Genomic DNA, 19797 nt, shown 5'->3' with positions numbered 1-19797 from the left:
GCTGCGCGACGGGTGCACTCTCAGCATCACAAAAGTGCTAGGGATCGTCATGTTATCAATTGTCTGATGAATTAACGTACAGGCTCGGGAGGCGCCTAATGGCAGCTTTCCACCCTGCTCGGCCCATTGACGCGTCCGGTGTTATGACGAGGCAGCGCCACTAACGGACTCTCGGGTCGCGCCAGAAACACGACCTTCGGCCGGGCGCTCCAAAGGCGATGAACGACCCGTTGCGGACTTCAACCGGGCTCGCTTTCGATGCCGGCTGTGCGCCCATGGGTCCAAGCGCTCAGTGAAAGGGAGATGGATCAGCGGGTGGGCAGAGATCGGCGCGAGGCCGACCTGGTCGGATCACGCGCACGCAATCGGAGGCCACGCCCTGCCACGCCGCGTCGCCGAAGTTGGCGATCAAGACACGGCCGTCGGCATAGGTCACCTGCTGCACCAGATGGTCGGGCGTTAGCCAACGAAAGCCCGTCAGGAGCGCCGGAGCGCCCACGCCATGAGCCTGGCGGAAATCGTCCTGCGCCGCCTTCAGCCACGGACCGACACGCGCCAGCTCGCGCCGGTCGAGATTCCACATGGTCGGCGTGCCGTAGAGCAAGGACCGCGCGAAACGGCGCCGCTCCTCGCCGGCCACCTTCATCAGGCCAAACTCCCAGCGATCGGCGGAGACGACGGAGTCGTGGAAGACAGCCTCGAACAACGGCAGGCGGTCGGCGGCGCCGAACAGGGCCCGCGCTTCATCCGCCGTGGGCTTGAACGGAGCGAAGAAGAAAGCCGGCCGGTCGCTCGGCCAGTACACGCCGAAGCGGCTTTGATCAGCCTGGATGGGCCACACCGCCAAGGCGCGGGCCTGGGCGGTGCCGTGGGAGTAGTGCGCGACACCGCTGCTCCAGGCGGTGACATTCTCCGAGCCGAGCACCAATCGGAACTGGTCGATCGCCACCGCCAGGCGCGCCAGACGGTTGGCGCGGTCGCGGGCCATGGACATCGGATGATCGGGGCTGTGATCGTCGTAGAAGACGCCGAAGGCGTCAACATCCACGAAGACCTGGCTGGCGCCGTCCGCGATATGGCCTGCATAGCGTGAGGCCGGACTGGGGGATCCGGGATGTCGGGCGATCGCCTCGCTCGACATCTCGCAACCGCGATTGGCGAAGCCCACCACGACTTTCCCGCCGGCGTCGCGAAGACAGCCTGAAGGATAGAGACCGTCGTTCCAGATGGCGGATGGCGTATCGGCCGTCGCTTCGGGCTGCCCATTGTCGAAGGCTTCGTACGGCCCGGCGAGATAGCCCAGGGCGTTCGCCTTCGCCAGATAGGCGGGCCCGACGAGATGCTTGTGAGTGCGAGGGTCCTGATCGTAGCCCAGCACGATACGTTCGACGCCCAGCGCCTTGAGATCGTCGAGGAAGGCCAGGTCACGGCCGTCGCCCCAGACATAGGCCTGCGGCGCCCCGAAAAGCCGGGGAAGCCCAGGCACGGCCTTGGCGGCGAAGGATTTGAGTTGGCCGCGCGACTTCAGAACCTGGCGATAAAACAGAGCCGGCGCCAGCGGCTCGGCGGGCCTCAACGCGAACAATAGGTCGAGCGTTTCGGCGCCATCTGCGAAGTCGTGCTTCAGGCGCGCCTGCAGGCCGTCCTGATCATGCAGGCAAAGGTCCGAGAGCAGGCCGTCACCGAGCGCATAGGTAACGGCCTGCGCCTCTGTGAGATAGCTCCAGGCGGGAAACGACAGCAGGGTCGTGCCGCCCAGGCATTTCTCCTTCTTGTGGGCCGCGCGCCAGAAAGGATCGTCGACCTTGTAGGCCATGCCCTCGCCGTCAGGGATCAGCCACGTTCCGGTTGTCGCGGTGGGTAACGGCCAGGCCAGGCTCGAACCTCTCGCGCCGGAGATCGTCAGGCGCAGGGCCTCGCCCTCCGTGGACAGGGTGATGTTGCGTCCTTCGGCATCGGTCCAGCGCCAGCCGGTTCCGTCCGGCGTGACCGCCACGGCCTCGGGCGCGTGCAGCGGCGGCATGACCATCAAGGGCGCGGCGCCGTCCGGTCGGACATCGATCTTCAAGGTTGCGGGATCGACAGCGTAGGTGACGGAGCCAGCGCGTAGGGCGACAGGGTCAGCCGCCGCCGCTGAAACCGCAAAGCAGGCGAGAGCGGCAAAACAGAGGGACAATCGGACATATGCCATATGGACACGATGGACGCGGACGACGCCGGCCAAGCGCAGCCAGGCGGTTAGGATGAGAAGACAGCGGCGGTTCAAGCGCATCGGGCGTCTCCTGGGGGGGAGGCCGCATTCTTGACGGCAGAGGACTTGCAATCCTAGGGGGTCTCGCCGAGCGCCATAAGCTGGGGCCGGTGCTGTGATCGCGACCCAGAACGATAGGGCTGAGGACTTTTGCGGTGAATTGGGGCAACAGGGAAAGTCCATAACCCACCCGACCCAGCCGATCAAAGCGTCCGGTTCTTCGAACCAGTCCCCCCGGGCGGCCCGGTCTGAGTGGCGCCAGGAGCGGACCTTGGGTCATTTCCAGAGAAGCGACCTTCAAAGGGGCCCCTTTTCGTAGAGATTGCCCGAATGCGGCGAACTTGGCATGTCTGCGGTGCAGTTTGGAGTGATTGGTATGGAGTTTGGGTCTGATGCCGATCGTTTGGCGTCGCCTGTCGTAGAGTCGGATATTAGGGAAACTCTCCTGGAGATCGGCGCAAGCCTCACCGAGGGCGATCCTAAGCCTCTGTTTCACGAAGACAGTCTGGCTGCGGCGCTAGTGGACCGAAAGGGGCGCGTCCTCGCGGCGAGCGAGGCCTTCACGACCTTGCGGCCCGAACTGGTTCTGGACCCGGCCTTGTTGGCCCGGGTGGCCGACGGACGTGGCGAGGCGCTCTTCGAACGCGTCGACGCCGGGCTCCCGGAAATGACCCTCTGCGCCTACGCCCAGGCCTCTTTCACAGACGGTTGGAGCCTGCCCCCCTCCGTCCGCGCTGCAGCTGCGGAGGCGCCCAGCCAGATCGTCGTCCTCGCAAGCCCAGCGCACCAATTTCAAAGACCGTTGGAGACGGCGTGCGCGGCCTTCGGCCTTACGGGCCTGCAAACACGGGTCGCCCTCGAGACGATCCGCACCGGAGGCGTGAGGACGGCCGCCGAGAAGCTTGAAATTTCATATCATACAGCGCGGGAAGCCTTGGCGGACGCCATGACGCGTATGCGGGCGCCGCGCCTGCCCGCCCTGGTCCGCCGACTCGTGTCGCTGGCCTTCGGCGTGCTGCCCGACGCCGAGGGGGCTGATATTCTGGGAGACGCATGGGGACTGTCGCCCCGGCAGGCCGCCATCGCGGCCCTGATCGCCGACGGCATGACGCGCGCCGAAGCCGCGAAAGCCCTGGGCCTCGGCGAGGCGGTCGTGAAACGTGAGCTGAACGAGGTCTATGGCCTGCTTCAGGTGGGCAGCGCGGCCTCGCTCGCGCGCAAGGTCGCCGAGGCCAACGCCTTGAACTGGATGATGCGATCCACCGGCGGCGACATCGGCGTCATCGAAGCCGGCGCGGAACCGTTGCGCCTGATCCATCGCCCCGGCGGCGGCCGTATCGCGGTGAGCGACTACGGACCCTCGTCCGGTCGCCCTGTGCTCGTCGTCCACAGCAGCATGACCTCGAGGGTCGTGGCGCGGGGACTGCGAAGAGCGCTTCAGGCCGCCGGGTTCAGGCCGATTTCCATCGATCGTCCCGGATTTGGCCTCACAGACGAAATCGAGGGCCTGCGCCCCGGACTGCATGATCCCTTCGTCTCCGCGGCGACCGACGCCGTGCTCGTGCTCGACGCGCTGAAGCTGGAGACCATCGATATTGTCGCGCGCGGCGGAGCCCAGTTCGTGGTCGCGTTGCACGAGCTTGCCCCAGCCCGCTTGAATCGAACGGTCCTGGTCAATCCTGATCCGCCGACTGAAGCCAGCGCCCGTAGGACCGGGCCCATTGGCGTTCTGAAGGAGGCCTTCAGTAAAAATCCGGCGATGGTCCGCGTCTGGGCCAGTCTCGCTGGACGGCAACTCACCTACACCCGGGTAGCGCGTATATTGGAACGCGCGATGCAGGGCAGCCCGCCCGACGAGGCCGCCGCGCGCGACCCCGAGATCGTGCAGGACTATTTCCGCGCCGTACGCACCTTCGCGACCGGTCGCCACGCCGGCTACATCAACGAACAGGTGGATTTCGCTCGCCGTGGGCGCGAGCAGGCGCCGATCGGCGGCACGTCCAACTGGCTGGTCATGGTGGGCGCCCATGACACCCTGCACGAGCCGCAGGAGGTCATGGCCTATTGGCGCGCCATCCTGGTCGACGCGCAATTTCAGCTCGTCGAGGATGGGGGGCGCCTGCTGACGCTGAGCCGGCCCCACTACGTGGTCGAAGGCTTGCTCCACGCGCGGCCAGCCTAGGCGATGGTAAAGACGGCCGAGAACGCATCCGGCCTCGACCGCCCCCTCCCCCAAACCTAGAAGCGCCAGGAGCCACCAGCGCGAACCGCCTGAGCCTCGAAGCGGTCGCCGTAGGTCCCTTCGTAAGTGACCCCAAACCGCGCCCGATCGCCCGACACTAGGTCGGCGCCCAGTTGGACCGCCAGGGCGCCGGCGTCGTACTTGGCGCCGCTGATCACGAAGCGGGTCGTCCCGCTGGTGAAGGCGTTGGCGGTCTGGCCCGCCAGGTCGCCGGTGGCCATGCGCCAGGCGACGGCGGCGCGCGGCCGCAGGACCGAGGCCCCGCCGACCTCGAACTGCCCCCTCACCTTCACCCCGACGTCGATCAGGCCCAGCTCGCGGGTGACGCCTTCGACCTTCAGCGCCGCGAAGCCGCCGGTCTCGTTGAAGCTGTCGCTCTTCACCCGCAGGTAGCTGGCCGCCACGAAGGGCTCGACCACGGCCGCGCCCAGCGTCACGGGCGCCGACACCTGGCCGAACACCTGGCCGATGGTGGCGTCGTACTTGCCTTTCACGCGGTTCTGGTTGCCCGGGAACACCACCGCCCGTTCGGCGTCGATCGACGACCAGGCATAGGCCGCGCCCACATCGGCGCGCAGCGGTCCGAAGACGCTGGCGGCGTAGGCCGCGACCTGGCCGTTCTTGCTCTCGGCCCGGCTGCCGCGCGCCGAAACCGTCCCGTCGGCCTCGCCATAGGCGGCCGCCAGGCCCAGGCGGGTGTCGCCCAGCACCTTGTCGCCGCCGGCGACCAGGCCCGCGCCGCTGACCTTCAGGCCCGCCGCGCCGGCGCTGGCGTCGACCTTGCTCCAGCCCGCCAGGACGTCGCCCCAGCCGCCGGACACCTCGGCCGGAGCCGAGGTCCGCGCCTGGATCGCCTGCCGCAGCCTCCCCGCCTCGCCCGCCAGGACGGTCGAGACGTCGGCGTAGATCTGGCCGTCCAGGGCGGCGTAGCCCTGGGCCGATCCGCCCGCGTTCTGGGTGACCAGGGCGTCGTAGACCGGCGCGCCCAGGCCCAGGGCCTCGGCCGCGTCGGCCACCCGGGCCTGGTTCGAGGTCGTGGCGAAGCTGGCGAAGCGGATGTCGTTGCGCAGCAGGTTCAGGCGCACGGCGTTGGCCGTGTAGGTCAGGCTGGGCGTTAGGAACGCCATGTCGCTGGTGACGCTGGAGAACCGCCCCGTGATCCCGCCCGCCGAGGTCAGGATCCCGTACTGGCTCAGCCGGGCGTACTGCGACGCCGGGCCGCCGGCCAGCACGGCGACCTTGGCGCCGGTCTGGATGGTGGTGGCCCGGCCCACGACGATCAGGTCGTGCTCGCCCGTCGGCAGCACCTCGACCTGATAGGTCGAGCCCGTGGCGAAGGTGAAGTCGCCGGCCACGGTCAGGGTGCCCGGCGAATTGCCAGGGGTGACCTGGCCGCCGCCCTGCACCACGACGTCGCCGCCGATCACGCCCGAGCCGCCCAGGGCGCCGGCCGCGCCCACGGTGACGTCGGACGTCACAGTGCCGTTCACCTTCAGCTTGCCGGCCGTGACGGTGGTGTCGCCGGTATAGGTATTGGTCCCGCTGAGCTCGATGACGCCGCCGCCGGTGACGGTGAACGAGCCCGAGCCGGTGATCGAGCCGGCGAAGGTGGTGCTGCCCGACTGGTTGACGGTCAGGGCGCCGCCACTGATGTCGACGCCGCCGGTCGTGCCGCCGCTGAGGTTGGTGATGGTCTGGGTCAGGCCGCTGAGGTCCAGCACGCCGTTGTCGACCTGGACCTGGGCGGTCTCTGGCAGATGCAGGATCCGCACCGAGCCGCCCTGGACGGTGGTCGTGCCAGTGAAGCCGTACTGGCCCGACAGGGTCAGGCGCGAGGCGCCCTTCTTGACCAGTTCGCCCGCGCCGGTGATGTCGCCACCGTAGTCGTACTCGTCCGAGCGGTTGAAGACGGCCGTGCCGGCGACTGCCAGGTCGCCCGTCAGCGCGCCGGTCGTTCCGCCGTCGCCGATCTGCAGGGTCGCGCCCGACGCCACGATGACGTCGCTGGTCATCGAGCCCTCCAGCAGCAGCGTGCCGCCCGACACCGTCGTCGGCCCGGCGTAGGTCGCCGCGCCCGACAGGGTCAGGGTCGCCGCGCCGGACTTGACCAGGCCGCCCGCCCCGCTCAGGTCGCCCGAATAGATGGAGGCGTTGATCTGGGCGATCATCAGGGTCCCGGCGCCGATGTCGAGGTCGGCGTCGCCCGAAAGCCCGCCGGTCTTCTTGGCGCCCGAGCCCAGGGCGAAGGCCTCGCCCGTCAGGGCCAGGCGGGAGTCGGCCGACAGGTTGGCGATCGTCACCACGCCGCCCTCGTTGACCAGGGTCCCGGTCCGCGAATAGGCGCCCGCCAGGGTCAGGTCGCCGCCGCCGGCCCAGATCACCTCACCGCCCGAGCCCGACAGGGCGTTCGCCAAAGTGTAGTCGCCGTCCTGGCCCAGGAAGAACTGGCCGCCGTCGACCTTGAGGCCGCCCGCGAAGCCGCCGGTCGTACCGTGGCCGACGACCTTGACCGTGCCCAGACCCGCGTCGTCGACACCGTAGGCGGCGCCGACGACGACGCCGCCGCCGGTCTGCTCCAGGCCGCCGCCGATGGCGTTGACCACGTGCAGCTCGCCGCCGCTGACCCGCGTCGCGCCGGTATAGGTCCAGGCGCCGGTGGCCAGCATGGCCCCGGACTGCAGCTCGACGTCGCCCGCGCCGCTAATTGAGAGCGTTCCGCTGTCGGCGTAGAGGTTGTCGTCGAAGCTGCGCGAGATCAGCGTGCCGTCGTTGTAGACCGAAAGACCCGCGCCCGGCGTCGTCGTCTCGAGCGACGCGCCGGCCTCCTGCTTGTCGTCGATCAGCAGGGTTGCGCCCTGGGCGATGTCGATGGTGTCGGCCTGCAGGACGCCCGTCAGCGTCCAGTCGCCCGTCTCGACCGAGGCGGTCTCGAAGTTCAGGACGCCGCCGAATGTCTGAGCGGCGCTCTGCTGGTTAGAGGTCCCCTTCAGCATCAGAGCGTCCAGGCCGGCCCCGCCGTCGATGGCGCCGGTGAAGCTGGCGCCGGTCAGCAGGGTCAGGGTGTCGTCCCCGCCCGCGAACTGCACCGCCAGCGCGCCGGGCGCGCCGCCGATGTGGCCGGCCGTGGTCAGGCCGGCGCCATAGCCCGCCGCCGGCGAACCGGAGCCGCCAGGTGCGGGAACGGCGCGGAATTCAACGCCGACACCGCTGGTCGCGGTGATCGAGGCGTCCGCCCCGACGGTCATCTCGGCCTGGTTCAGGGCCGAGACCCGGACCCCGCCCATGGCTCCGGAGGTCTGGCCCGTCACGGTCAGGGTTGCATCGTGGTTTGCGAAGACGTCGATCGCGATGCTGCCGGTCCCGGTGGCGACCGCACGGCTCGACGTCACGAAGAGATCGCCGCTGTCATTGGCCACCGCATTGATCGCTCGGGCGTTGGCGCCGGTGATCTCGGCGTCCTGGCTGACGATCGTCACCTTGTCGCCGCGGCCGGAGACCGCCACCGTGCCGTCGCTGGCGGCCCGGGCCTTGCCGCTGTTGATCTCGACCTCGCCGCCAGTGGACTTGCCCCAGACCGCCGAGGCGTACTGCCCGACCACCGCCGAGTCGACGCTGGTGATCTTCACGTGGCCGCCATTGGTCGAATAGCCGCCCACCCCGTCAGCGGTGAAGCCGTCATGCAGGCCGGTGTTGGCCGTGCGCGTGATGTTCGCATTGATAGTGACGTCGCCCGTCGTGCTCTGGGCGAAGACGCCGACGTCGCCCTGGACGCCGGCCGAGACCGTGCCCGTGGTAACGTTCACCGCGCCCTCGCGGCCGTAGACCGCCACCCCGGTGCCCATCGCCGTGACCTTGTCGACCACGACGTCCACGGCGTTTTGACCGTAGACATAGAGGCCCACGCCATTGCCGACCGTGATCTCGCCCGCGTCGATGCTGATCGGACCGGCATAGTCGGCCCAGACGCCCATCGCGCCGACCCCGGTGGCCGACACCTTGTCGCTGACGATGCTCAGCGTCCCCGCGCCGCCGGCCGGGACGTGCGGCGTGCCGAACACCAGCGCGCCGTCGGAATCGACCATGATCCCGTGGGCGTTGGCGCCGGTGGTGGCCACCTCGCCGCTGTGGATGTCGATGTCGCCGTTGGACCAGGCGTAGATCCCGCGCGCGGCGTCGCCCGACGTGTGGACCGAGCCGCTCTCGATCGAGGCGCTGGCCCCGCGGGTATAGAGCCCGGTCGAGTCCTGGCCGGCGGTGGTCACCGAGCCGCTGTCGATCGACACCGTGCCGGTCTGGCTGATCGCATAGGCGCCGAAGGCTGAACGGCCGGTCGTTTGGGCGTCGCCGCTCGTGATACTGATGTCGCCGCTGGTCGAGATACCGCCCACGGCGTCGGCGGTGAAGCCGGTCAGTATGTCGCCCTGGGTCTTGGTGGTCTGGGCGCTGATCACGATGTCGCCGCTGGTGGTTTGGGCGAAGATGCCCACGTCGCCCTGGGTCCCGGCCGAGACCGTACCGGTGGTGACGTGCACCGCGCCCTCGCGGCCGTAGACCACCACGCCCGTGCCGTCGGCCGTGACCTTGTCCGCCGAGACGTCCACCGTGTCCTTGCCGTAGACGTAGAGGCCCACACCGTTGCCGACGGTGATCTCGCCGCTGTCGATGGTGATCGGACCGGCGTAGTCGGCCCAGATGCCCGTGGCGCCGGCGCCGGTGGCCGAGACCTTGTCGCTGACGATGCTCAGCGTCCCCACGCCCCCGGCCGGGACGTGCGGCGTGCCGAAGACCACGGCCCCATCGGAATCGACCATGATCCCGTGGGCGCTGTTCCCGGTGGTGGTCACCTGGCCACTGTCGATGGTGATGCCGCCGGTCGTCCAGGCATAGATGCCGCGGGCGCCGTTCCCCGTGGTGCTGGCCGAGCCGCTGGTGATGTCGATGTCGGCCGTCTTGTTGAAGGTCAGGGCCATGATGGCGTCGGCGGCGTTGGAGCCGCTGGGCCCGCCGGTGGTCGAGGCCACGTCGCTGCGGATCGTCACGCCTTCGCCGCCGTTGGCGTAGATCGCCCGGCCGCCCGCTCCGGCCGCCGTGGCCGTCCCGCTGTCGATGCTGATCGCGCCGTTGCCCGCCGAAGCGTAGATCGCCCACGACTGGACGCCCTGGGCGCTGGCCGTGTCGCTGCTGATGTCGATGTCGCCCAGGAAGCTCTGGGCGCTGATGGCGTTCGAGAACACCTGGACGCCGCCCACGGTGATCGCGCCGCCCGAGGCCGAGGCCTCGCCGCTGTCGATCCTGATCGACCCGTCGCCCCTGGCCAGGATCGCCGAGGCGCCGTCGCCCGTCGCCGTCGCGTGCTGTGAGGTCACGTCCATCAGGCCGGCCGCCTCGACACGGATGGCGTCCGTGTAGTGGGTCGTACCGTCGTTGGTCACCTTGCCATGGGTGGTCGTCGCGTCGGACACCACCTTGGCCGTGCCGCCGGCCCGCACATAGATCCCGTAGGCGCCGTCGCTGGCCGCGGTGACCGTGCCGCTCTCGACGCTCGCGTCGCCAGCGTCGGCCCGGACACTGACGCCCAGGAAGCCCACGCCGCTGGTCGACAGGTCATCGACCTTGACGTTGACGTCGCCGTTATAGCTGCGCGCGCCGATCCCCTGGCCGTAGACCGTGCCGGACGGACCGGTCTCGGGCGCGCCATTGGCGATGATCTTCCCGGCGGTCACCGACACGTCGCCATAGGCGTAGGCGCCGATCACGCCGTTGGGCCGCGTGACTTCGGCCTCACCGACCACGACGGTCACCCTGCCGCCCTCCGTCGGAGCGCCGACGGGCCCCGTGTAGGATTGGGCCTGAACGATGCCGCCGCCCAAGCCCGAGGAATAAACCCGGTCGATCTCGATGCTGACGTCGCCGATGCCCGACACCGCCGCGACGCCGGAGGTGTAGACCCCCGCCGTCGACACCTCGCCGGCCTTGACCTTGATCGCGCCGCTGTTCGAGACCGCGACCACCGCGTCGTTGGTGTCGGCGCCGTAGCTGGTCCCGGTCGTGACCGCCCGAGCCAAGTCGATGTCGATCGCCCCGCTGGTGGTGCTGACCACCAGACCCGGCGCGCTGTTGCCGCTGCTGGAGATATCGGCGGCCACAACGCCGATATCTCCAGCCCCGCCGGAGACCTTCACGGCGGTCGCGCCTGTATTGGAGGCCGCGGCCGGAAGGTTCAGGATCAGATCGTCGATCGTCGTGTAGCTGACGCCTGTCGTGGTTGGGGTCGGGCAGCTCACGACGCCGCCCGCCGGCGCGCCGCATTCGTCGGCGGCCAACGCCGTCGCCGGCTGCACCAACAGCGAACATCCCAAGGCGGTGCCCGCCAGCCAAAGGACCCGTGAATTGCGTCGCCCCTTGGCGACCTTCATCCCGACTTCCGACATTCCATTCACCCCGCAGCCACTGAACGCTTGCCGCTCCTTGAACGGCGAGCCCCGAACTAGCGGTGGCGGGACAAGCGCTACAATACCCGTTTGGGGGGTGCGCTTAGAGCAAGAGCCGAGATGTTGTCGGATAGACGACACTGCCAATTCGCAGAAAAACGCAGAATTGATGGTGCGACAGGGTATCGACGGAAGGCCAAAGAGTATGCCTACAAAAGATTGGCCCTTGATTAGTTAACACTGCGCCTCGGCGCCGTTGCCGGGCGAAACCCAAGACGATGAACACGCTTTTACTATTCCGCGGCGCCTAATCGGGCACACGCCAGCACATCACCGCGAAGGGAACGAACGATTCGGCAAACGCCAACAACTGGTGCTGTGCGCTCCGGCTTTCGGACCTTCCGAGGCATGCTGCCAAGGGTGAGGCTTGCCGCCACGGTTCAAGGGCCGGAGGAGCAAGCCAATGACATTCAACCGCCGCGCCATCATTGCCGGCCTGGGTTCCGCCGCGACGAGTTTCGCATCGGCAACCCCGCTCGCATCCGAAGCTCCCAGTGGTAGAGCGTCTAGGACGCGCCAGGAATGGGACGCGATCATCCGCACCGCCTTCGGCGGCGGCGTCTTCAACTGAGTGCGTGCCGAGCCGAACGACGAAGGCCCCTTCTACTACGAAGCATCACTCCTGCGCAGGACCATGGCCGAGCGTCTGCCTGACGTGCCGCTGTGGCTCGGCATCACGTTAGGCTGCCTTGCGGCGGCTCCCGGATGTTGCTTCTCCCTGGCCGGCGCCGTCGTCGACGTCTGGCACACGAGCCCATCGGGTCTCTATTCCAACGTCGGCCGCGATCTGCAGCCAATCGACACCGTCGGTCAGACCTTCCTGCGCGGGCACCAGGTCACCGACGAGAACGGCTACGTCGGGTTCGACACCATCGTTCCAGGCTGGGAGGTCGTCGCCGCCGCGCCGCCCCTGATGGTGGCGCAACGCGCGACCCACATCCACGTCAAGGCCTTCCACGAACACGAGGTTCTGACCACCCAGCTCGTCCTGCCCGACCCGCTGCTTAACCAGATCTACGCCGACACCGAGCCCTACAAATCCCACCGGTTCCTCAACGCCCTGGGCTCGACCGCCCCTATGAGCGCATCCGTAGTGGCCAAGACCATTTCTTCAACGCGGTGAAGGCGACGCCGATGACGCTCGAGCGCGTCAACAGTGTGCTCGTGGCGAAGGTCACTCTCGGCGTCCTGAGCCAGGGAAACCGGGGCTTCCAAACGCTGTGGCGATGAGGCTGTCCGCCGCGCGCCAGGTGCGGACCTTCCCACCACTCCAGGAATACGACCTTCGGGATCATTGTCGCGTGGACCTGTTAGAATCCTTTGGCAACGCCCCGCTCATCAATTTGGCGCGCGTCAGAAGTTCGCACCGGCGCTATGCTCCTGAAGGGTGGTGTGGAGGCGAGATGATGGGGCGCAGCCGCAAGAAGTGTTCGTTCCTAGTGTCGGCCTCACTGGCCGGCACGATAGCCGCAGGATGGGCCGCGGTCGCTCGCGCCGATGTCGTGACGTCTCCTCCGGATGGCTTCGCAATCGCCGAGCCGCTCGGGGGGCTGTCGCTCAGGCGGATCTATGGATCACGGCCGGGTCAGACCTGCATTTACGATCGAGCGCCCAAGGGATGTGCGCTCCTGGCGGTTTCAGCTGAGTGGTCGCCGCGGAACTTGCCGATCGCCGTCACCTTGGAGCGCCGTGATACGGGCTTCTTGATCCAGCTGTCGACTTTGTTGCGAAACCCCCGGGGCCTTCCAGCGTGCTACGCTCGTCAAGGGCTTGCCGGTAGCGGTGCTTCAAGCGCTGTCCAAGTTTGGGCCAGCTTGCAATCGCAGTTCGAGACGTGGAGCAAGGAATGCGACGTCGTCCGCGCCTTGGGCGTCGATCGCGCCCGATCGGATTTCTTATCGACGAGGGCCGATATGAGCCGGGCCTACCAGGTCCTTCGCGCGGCGAGACAGCTTACGCCCTCCGAGGAGGGGGCCGGTCTGGATTCGTTTCTTCCGGATCGGGTCACCCAGCCATTGCTGGACGCCGTGGTGGTCGCGTGCGGCGGCTCTCCGGGATCCGCAACTCTCGGATCGAACGACACGATCGCCTGGCGTTTCGACCGGACCATTCCCTACGGTCCGGATGGTTCGATGCCCTTTGGTGTCTGCGTCGACGAGCAGATAAAGTACTTCCCAGGTTACATGCGCCCGGATTAAGCCGCCGTGCACGCGTCGGGATATTTCCACATCGGTGCGCAAGCTCGAGAAATAGATGTGCGCTTATCACCTAACCCGCCGACATCACGGCTGAGAAGGCAGCCATCAGGTGTCAAGAAGCGCCAGTTGCTGACGTTAGCGTCCCTCCAGAAACTGGACATTTAAGTCGCTGGACATGGGCGAAATCGATCGCCTGAATGTGACCTACGGCTTCGCCATTGCGACAATCTGCTCCCAGATGATTTCCGCGTATTCCTGGACCGACAGGTCATCACCCGACGGCATGGTCTGGCGCAGCACCCTGGTTCCGTCACTGCTGCTCAACCATCTAACTCGACCATAGGCAATCTCGACTCGATCGCCCGCTGGCAGCGTCTCCAGCTGGTACCCCGGATAACCAACGTAGCCGCTAATATCGCGGATCAGGAGCCGGCGAGGATTGCGATGTTGTGGGAGAGTGAAGTCTACGATGATCTTCTCGGCCCAAGTACGGACATTGAGATTCACGTTCGAAGAAGCACTTGCTGCCGACGCAGTGAGAAGCGCGCCAATGAGTTCTTCCTTGAGTTCTCCCCAAGCCATGTCGTTGTCTTCGCGGCGATTCACCCACCTCTCACTTGGCGCGCCTTTCGCAGCTAGTTTGAGCGATTGCTCATCCTCAGACGCAGCGCTTACTGGAAGATCGTCTTTCGCAACGTCGCCAGCTGGCCGCTGAACCTCCCATTCGTTGACGATCTCGCCGATCTTCTTGGCCACCTGTGTCCAAGCGACGTCGAGATCCGGTTGCGAGTTGATTGGGATACCATCCTTGTTGGCAGCTAAGAGTGTGCCGATCGGCAGTATCGTCCAGTTGCAGTCTCGCACGATAATAGGAATTGCAACAGCAGACCCTCCTTCCGACCTCCTCATGGCAGCCGACATCTCGCTCTGGCAGGACTTTGAAGCCAGATAGTCGGAACTAATCAGCATAAGAATGATGTGGGCCGCTTCGATATTGCCTTGAATCTTTTCGTACAGCCGAGCCCCAGCCATTAGATGGCGATCATGCCAAGCCTCTGCTCGGCCGAGCAGGAGCAAAGGGCTAAGATGCTTGTCCAGCGCCTCTCGGAAAGTCTCGTCTACGTGAGTATAGGATATGAAAATCCTGAACGCTTCGTCCCGCACGGTGGGCGGCTCTGCATCGGCGATAGCCTTAGGGCCTGGCTTGGTCATGGCTTATCGCTCGCAGCTTCCGGGATGAAAGTGGTGCTCGGACACGAGCACAACCATTCGCTCACTGCAACGCTTAGGCTTCCCGCTTTTTTTGGCAGGCAGTCCTTCACCAGCGATCAGGTGCTGGGTGGATGTGCGCCAGGAGCTGCCGTTGGCTTGCCTCCAGGAACCGGACGTTCAGCACCCAGTTTGCGAGCCCACGCACGCGAGGTTTGGCGGCGTCCACCGCCGACGCCGACTCGTGTTCTGCTGGCCCGATGCACACACCTGCTGACCCCAACAAGGCCGCGCGCAGTCGGCGCATCGCTGAGCTCAAGGTTCAGCTTCGATCACTCCTACCCGAGGTTTTGGCGCAGACCGACTTTGCGTCGGAGGCTTCGCTCAACGCCACGATCGGCGGCTGGGCCAAGAACCTGATCGATCTGCACCACGACGTCTTCCATTCGTCCGAGCAGTACGCCGCCCGATACATGCAGAACCTCAAGGAAGGCATCGTCTCGAGTGGTCCCAACGCCAAGATCTACCGGCGCAATTACGATCGCTTCCGGGTCTCGCCCGCTGCGCAACGCTATTTCACGCTGTTCCTTCACCGATCCTTCCTTAACCATTTCGACGAGCTCTCTAAGACCCGGCCGCACCTGGACGACTCCGAAGTGTGGATCGGGCAGAACAACTCCAACTACGGCCTGCTGATAACCCCGCGCTGGAATGAAGCCACCGGGGCCTGGGAAAACGACCGCAGCGAGATCCGACATTTTCGGCCGCTCTATTGGACGATCGGCCACATCCTGACGACGGGTCTGGTCGTCGACCATGATCCCGATCCCATCCGGTTCGCTTCGGTCGACGCCTATCTGGCCTTTTTCAAAAACACGCTCGTTCGCGCATCGGGGTCGCCTCACGAGCAAGCCATCGCTCAGCGGTACGTGACCTTCGTCAGAGCGTCCAGCAACCCGCTCAACGTTCCCCTGTTGATACCCGAGATCCGGTATGGCGGCCGCGCCGCCCAGCACAAATATCGCTTGGACTTCTGCATCGTCGATCCTCTGACGATGAAGAAGGTCGGCTACGAACTCTCGCCCTGGTCGACGCATGGCTATCTGAGCAAGATCGGCGGCCTTTCTGGCGCTGAGATCAACGCTATGGCCAAGGACAATTTCGAGCGCGAAATGGCGCGCCACAAGGACTTCTTCAAAGCGCGCGACATCTATGCCCTTATCTACACAGACCGCGACTTGGCCGACCCCGACAAGATTTTCGACGACATGCGAGCGCGTCTGACGCCGGTTGACCCGACCGCGCCGATCGATTTTGCCTTGGTCGATAACTTCTTCACAACGCCGTTCTAGCCCGCAGACTTTAAGGGGGACGCGCAATAGATGGCACGGGGGGGCACCCGTCGTCGTCGGGTAGAAGTCCGCGGCGGGAGGTTGGACGTAAACGGCCACTGACGTCCCCCTCTACAGGCAGGGCGCGGACGGGGCGGCCTCACAGAGGGGACGTTAGAACGCGCCATTCATTCGGCCGACGACGATCCACCGACGCCGGGTTTCGACGGGCCGGCGACCCCAAGGAACGGGGCAAGGCGGTGCACTAAGAGCTGGATTGGGATATCCGGGTGGGGCAGCAGGGCTAGACCCCGGGTCGATCAACAGCAAAGCTGGCGCGCGGAGCGAGCTGGTCCAGGGACCAGAAGGGGTGGCTATGCAGTTGGTACTTGGAGGCGTGAACGGGTTTTATCTGCGCACGATTATGGAAAACGCCGGCGACAAGGTGGAGCGGGTCGATGCCGCCATCGCTTACGCTACACGCGAGGACCTGCTGTTCGACTGGTGCTGGGAGAATGAAGTCCCATTGCGGTTCTGGGGCCGGTTCGACGAGGGGGTGCCCGTCTCGGTGCCGATCCTCAAGCGATTTCTGGATCGCCGCGCAGCTCGTTACAATTGCAAGCTGGTCCGTTGCTTTCATCCGAAGGTCATCTGGTGGCGGGGCTACGGCGCCTACATCGGTTCCGCAAACCTCACCCCTTCGGCTTGGTACAACAACATCGAAGCTGGGATGTTCTTGACCGACGAGGAACTGGGGGGCTCGGGCCAGGCGCTCGAACTCAACCGCCTGTTCGCCACGATCGACAAGGAGGCCTCCCCTCTCACCAAGGAGCTCTACGAACTCCTCGAGCGGCGGAGCCTCGAGCTGCAACGCCGGCGGCAGGCACATCACGACGCCGATGACGCTTTCGTCGCGACCGACCTCGTCAAGAAGTTCACGGGGTCGGCGTTCATCAGCTCGGCCACAGCGGGCTCCCACGCAAGAGACGATTTCCTGCAGGAATGGATCTCCACTCTGCAGACGATCCGCAACATCGCCGATGTGGTGGGAAGCGACGAGTTCCGGCCTAGCTGGGTCGCGCCTGATGCACCCCGCGGTGCCCAGGCCGACCAATTCCTACACGCACACTATTACAAACGGACCTTCGACAAGCGGAAGGCCGCCTACGAGAGACACTTCGAGGACAACAAGAAATCGCCGGATAGGGCGCTGGCCGAAGCCGCGCGCTGGTGGAAGGTCCTGGCCGACGTGAAGCACGAGGAGAACACCCTAAACAAGGTGGCGCCCATGCTGAGGGAAACCTTTGCCGAAGCCTCACTTGCCACAATGACGGAGGACGCATTCGCAGACGCGCTGTGGCACGTCCACGCAAGTCGGGAATATGCGCGGCGCGTCAAAAACGCGAGGGTTGGCCTGCCGGACGGTCCGACCCACACCATGGAAACCAAATCAGACGCACTGGCCCGACGCATCTGGCGAGACTCTACCGACAAGGGTATCCCCGTCTCCGAAACTTTGGCGTTTGTGCTGTATGGAGGCTCTCCGGAGGAGGTCCCGCACAGGATGTGGGACGCGCTCAACGATAGCCGCCGCAAGGTCGAGCTGTTGGGCGTCAGCAGCTTAGGCGAGATCGTCGGCTGGGCCCTCCCCGACCTCTACCCCCCGCGGAACGGCCGCACCAGCAAGTCGCTCCGCTCTCTGGGATACGACGTTCACGTCCATGTCTAATAGGCCGCCAAAGTGCAGGGCCAAATAGACTGGTCGTCGACAAGGCTGGAGCTGCCGGGGAGGAGTTGGAGCGCGACGTTAGCGAATTGGCTAACAAGCGCGAGGGGTGCTGAGTATTTTGGTCCAGACGCCCGTCGCCGAGTTTAAGGTGACCTCGGCTGCCGTCCGCGTCGGCGGTCGCAAGTCATAAAGACGAACCTCATGACCTCGATTGGCCTCCTCCTCCTGCACTGGGGGCGCCTTGAGCGGCGTCGAAATGGAGCCTCGTTGCCGGAAAGCCTTCAGGAGGTCCGCCAGGTTCGCAACGTCATCTGTCATGGGCTAGAGGCTGCGAGTGCAGACCCCGGCGCCGACCGCGAGCCCTTTATTCGTTGCCGCGCCATCGACGGGGCGGAGCAAATCTACACCTACAGCGATCTCCAGGCCGCAATCCGCACGCTCGAACGGTTCAATGGGGGCGTTACTGATTGACGCATACCGATGGTCGGGCGTGCGCCATAATCGGAACTTGGGATCGCTCCAGATTCCGGACATTCAGCCGGCGGCGCCGATGGCAAGGTTCGACCCATCTCCGCCGATCCGAAGGTCTGCATCGCCGGCCGGGCGGCGCCAGGAACGGACCTTGGATCACCTCCGGGTAGAAGACGTTCGGCGCCTGATCGCCGACGGCAGTTCCCGCCCCTCGTCAGACTGTTCGAATTGACCGTTATCGGCCACCGACTTCGGCTGTGTTTAGCCTGTCGATCACCTAATCCGAAACGCGCGTGTCGGCAGGCGCATCCAGTTTGGCCAAGCTAACAATCACAAGATTGGCTGACGGAAACTGTCCGGTCGAGGTGTCCATGGTGATGAGGCGATACCCGGCGCCGTCGCCGAAGACGGGATCAGGCAGGTCAGCGGCCAGGTAAGCGCCGTAGGGCAGACGGATCAGGCGCCGCTGAACGATGTCCGGCGCGTCGAAAGGGACGATCCGGAAGGCGATGTCGGCTTCGCGCTGCGCCAAGCTGAACAGCCGCGTCCCGGTGAGAAGCTCGACGTCGAGATGGGGATAGGTCTGTACAAAGTCAGCTATAATTGGCGGCAGGACATAGGCGCCAAACCAGTCGGCCGACGAAATTCGCAGACTGCCTTGTAGGTTCTGCTCGCCGCCGACCAGACGTCGCTCCATGGCCAGAGCGCCGTCTTCCATCTGCTCCGCCAGGGCGGTGATGGCTGCGCCTTCCTCGGTCGGCACCAGACCGTCGGCCGTTCTTTGAAACAGCGTATGACCCACGGCCTGTTCGAGCGTCCGGAGCCGACGTCCAACGGTCGGATGACTCAGCCCCAGCGTCCGGGCCGCACCGCCCAGCGTGCCCGCCCGGGCGATCGCGAGGAAGATTCTGACGTCGCTCCACTCCATGTTTCCACCCGTACAATAATGAACAACGATCGAACATTAATGTCCCTTACTGAACGAATTCAATCGCCTAGATTCCACCTGCAAACGCATCCGGAGACGCAGATGGCGAAAACTTGGCTGATCACGGGCTGTTCGACGGGACTGGGCAAGGAGCTCGCCGAAGCCGTCGCCCGGCGCGGCGATCGTCTCATCGCGACCGCGCGGTCCACAGAACCGCTGCAGGCCCTTTGCCAGCGTTATCCCGACACCGTTCGCGGCATTCGCCTGGACGTCACCCGTCCGGGCGACGCCGCCCAGGCGGTCGCCCTGGCGCAAAGCGTGTTCGGCGGTCTGGACGTCCTGGTCAACAACGCCGGCTTCGGCTTCATCGGCGCAATCGAGGAAGCCGAGCCGGACGAATACAGGCCGCTGTTTGAAACGAACCTGTTCGGCCTGATCGAAACGACCCGCGCGGCGCTGCCCGCGCTGCGCCAGCGCGCCGGCGCTCGTATCCTCAACCTCTCCTCGGGCGCTGGCCTCTCCGGCTCCGCGGGCTTTGGCTACTACAACGCCACGAAGTTCGCGGTGGAGGGGCTGTCTGAAGCCCTCGCGGACGAACTTCGTTCCCTGGGCGTCAGCGTCATCATCGCCGAGCCAGGTCCGTTCCGCACAGAGTTCCTCGGCCGCTCCATGGCTAGCGCCGCGCGCCGTGTCGACGCCTATGCCGCCACGGCGCACGGTCGACTGCACTATCGCGACACCAACGACGGGCGGCAGGCGGGCGATCCGGCCAAGGCCGTCGCCGTCATGCTGCGCGCGGTCGATGCGCAGAACCCGCCGCTGCACTTGCCGCTTGGTCCCGCCGCGCACGGCGTCGCCGAACGCAAGTTCGCAGCGTTCCGCGCCGACGTGGCCGCCTGGCGCGAGCTCTCGATCGCCACCGATTTCGACGCCTAACCCTGAAGGAG

General features: G+C 65.9%; 12 protein-coding genes. 8 read left to right on the top strand and 4 right to left on the bottom strand.

Annotated elements, in window-relative coordinates; genetic code table 11:
* Positions 1-289: 289 nt before the first annotated feature.
* On the bottom strand, positions 290-2068 hold the full coding sequence (locus BM066_RS00995; RefSeq protein ID WP_177218345.1) for a glycoside hydrolase: 1779 nt from the start codon (positions 2066-2068) through the stop codon (positions 290-292).
* Between the two features lie 529 nt (positions 2069-2597).
* On the opposite strand from BM066_RS00995, the gene BM066_RS00990 reads away from it, so the two are divergent.
* Complete coding sequence (locus BM066_RS00990; RefSeq protein WP_089923548.1) at positions 2598-4433, top strand: alpha/beta hydrolase; 1836 nt, start codon at positions 2598-2600, stop codon at positions 4431-4433.
* A 56-nt stretch (positions 4434-4489) separates the two neighbouring features.
* Here BM066_RS00990 and BM066_RS00985 read toward each other — a convergent pair whose 3' ends face one another.
* Complete coding sequence (locus tag BM066_RS00985; protein WP_143093621.1) at positions 4490-10909, bottom strand: autotransporter domain-containing protein; 6420 nt, start codon at positions 10907-10909, stop codon at positions 4490-4492.
* Between the two features lie 478 nt (positions 10910-11387).
* Here BM066_RS00985 and BM066_RS26285 point away from each other — a divergent pair, with 478 nt between their 5' ends.
* The 3 genes from BM066_RS26285 (at position 11388) to BM066_RS00975 (ending at position 13182) form a co-directional block, all read left to right on the top strand.
* On the top strand, positions 11388-11555 hold the full coding sequence (locus BM066_RS26285) for a hypothetical protein (protein ID WP_018061222.1): 168 nt from the start codon (positions 11388-11390) through the stop codon (positions 11553-11555).
* Between the two features lie 63 nt (positions 11556-11618).
* On the top strand, positions 11619-12107 hold the full coding sequence (locus BM066_RS00980) for a dioxygenase family protein (protein WP_018061226.1): 489 nt from the start codon (positions 11619-11621) through the stop codon (positions 12105-12107).
* A 790-nt stretch (positions 12108-12897) separates the two neighbouring features.
* Positions 12898-13182 carry a hypothetical protein gene (locus BM066_RS00975; protein WP_143093620.1) on the top strand — a complete coding sequence of 95 codons (285 nt, stop codon included), beginning with the start codon at positions 12898-12900 and terminating at the stop codon, positions 13180-13182.
* Between the two features lie 204 nt (positions 13183-13386).
* Here the strand turns inward: BM066_RS00975 and BM066_RS00970 are convergent, their stop codons facing one another.
* Positions 13387-14394, bottom strand: a complete 1008-nt coding sequence (locus tag BM066_RS00970) for a toll/interleukin-1 receptor domain-containing protein (RefSeq protein WP_089923542.1) — start codon at positions 14392-14394, stop codon at positions 13387-13389.
* Between the two features lie 212 nt (positions 14395-14606).
* Between BM066_RS00970 and BM066_RS00965 the strand changes: the two genes are divergently transcribed.
* From BM066_RS00965 to BM066_RS00955, 3 genes are all read left to right on the top strand, one after another.
* Entirely contained in the window at positions 14607-15743 is a 1137-nt protein-coding gene (locus tag BM066_RS00965) for a topoisomerase II (RefSeq protein WP_177218344.1), read from the top strand.
* A 355-nt stretch (positions 15744-16098) separates the two neighbouring features.
* Positions 16099-17451, top strand: coding sequence for a phospholipase D-like domain-containing protein (locus BM066_RS00960; RefSeq protein ID WP_018062545.1), 1353 nt, complete (start codon positions 16099-16101; stop codon positions 17449-17451).
* Positions 17452-17652: 201 nt separating this feature from the next.
* On the top strand, positions 17653-17922 hold the full coding sequence (locus BM066_RS00955; RefSeq protein ID WP_018062544.1) for a hypothetical protein: 270 nt from the start codon (positions 17653-17655) through the stop codon (positions 17920-17922).
* Between the two features lie 277 nt (positions 17923-18199).
* Here BM066_RS00955 and BM066_RS00950 read toward each other — a convergent pair whose 3' ends face one another.
* Positions 18200-18850, bottom strand: a complete 651-nt coding sequence (locus tag BM066_RS00950) for a LysR family transcriptional regulator (RefSeq protein WP_018062543.1) — start codon at positions 18848-18850, stop codon at positions 18200-18202.
* Between the two features lie 102 nt (positions 18851-18952).
* Between BM066_RS00950 and BM066_RS00945 the strand changes: the two genes are divergently transcribed.
* On the top strand, positions 18953-19786 hold the full coding sequence (locus tag BM066_RS00945; protein WP_018062542.1) for an oxidoreductase: 834 nt from the start codon (positions 18953-18955) through the stop codon (positions 19784-19786).
* Positions 19787-19797 lie beyond the last annotated feature (11 nt).

The sequence above is a fragment of the Caulobacter sp. UNC279MFTsu5.1 genome, from assembly GCF_900114015.1.
Lineage (GTDB): Bacteria > Pseudomonadota > Alphaproteobacteria > Caulobacterales > Caulobacteraceae > Caulobacter.
The sequence above is the reverse complement of the archived record's forward strand: the minus strand, read 5'-3'. Positions and strand labels throughout refer to the sequence as shown.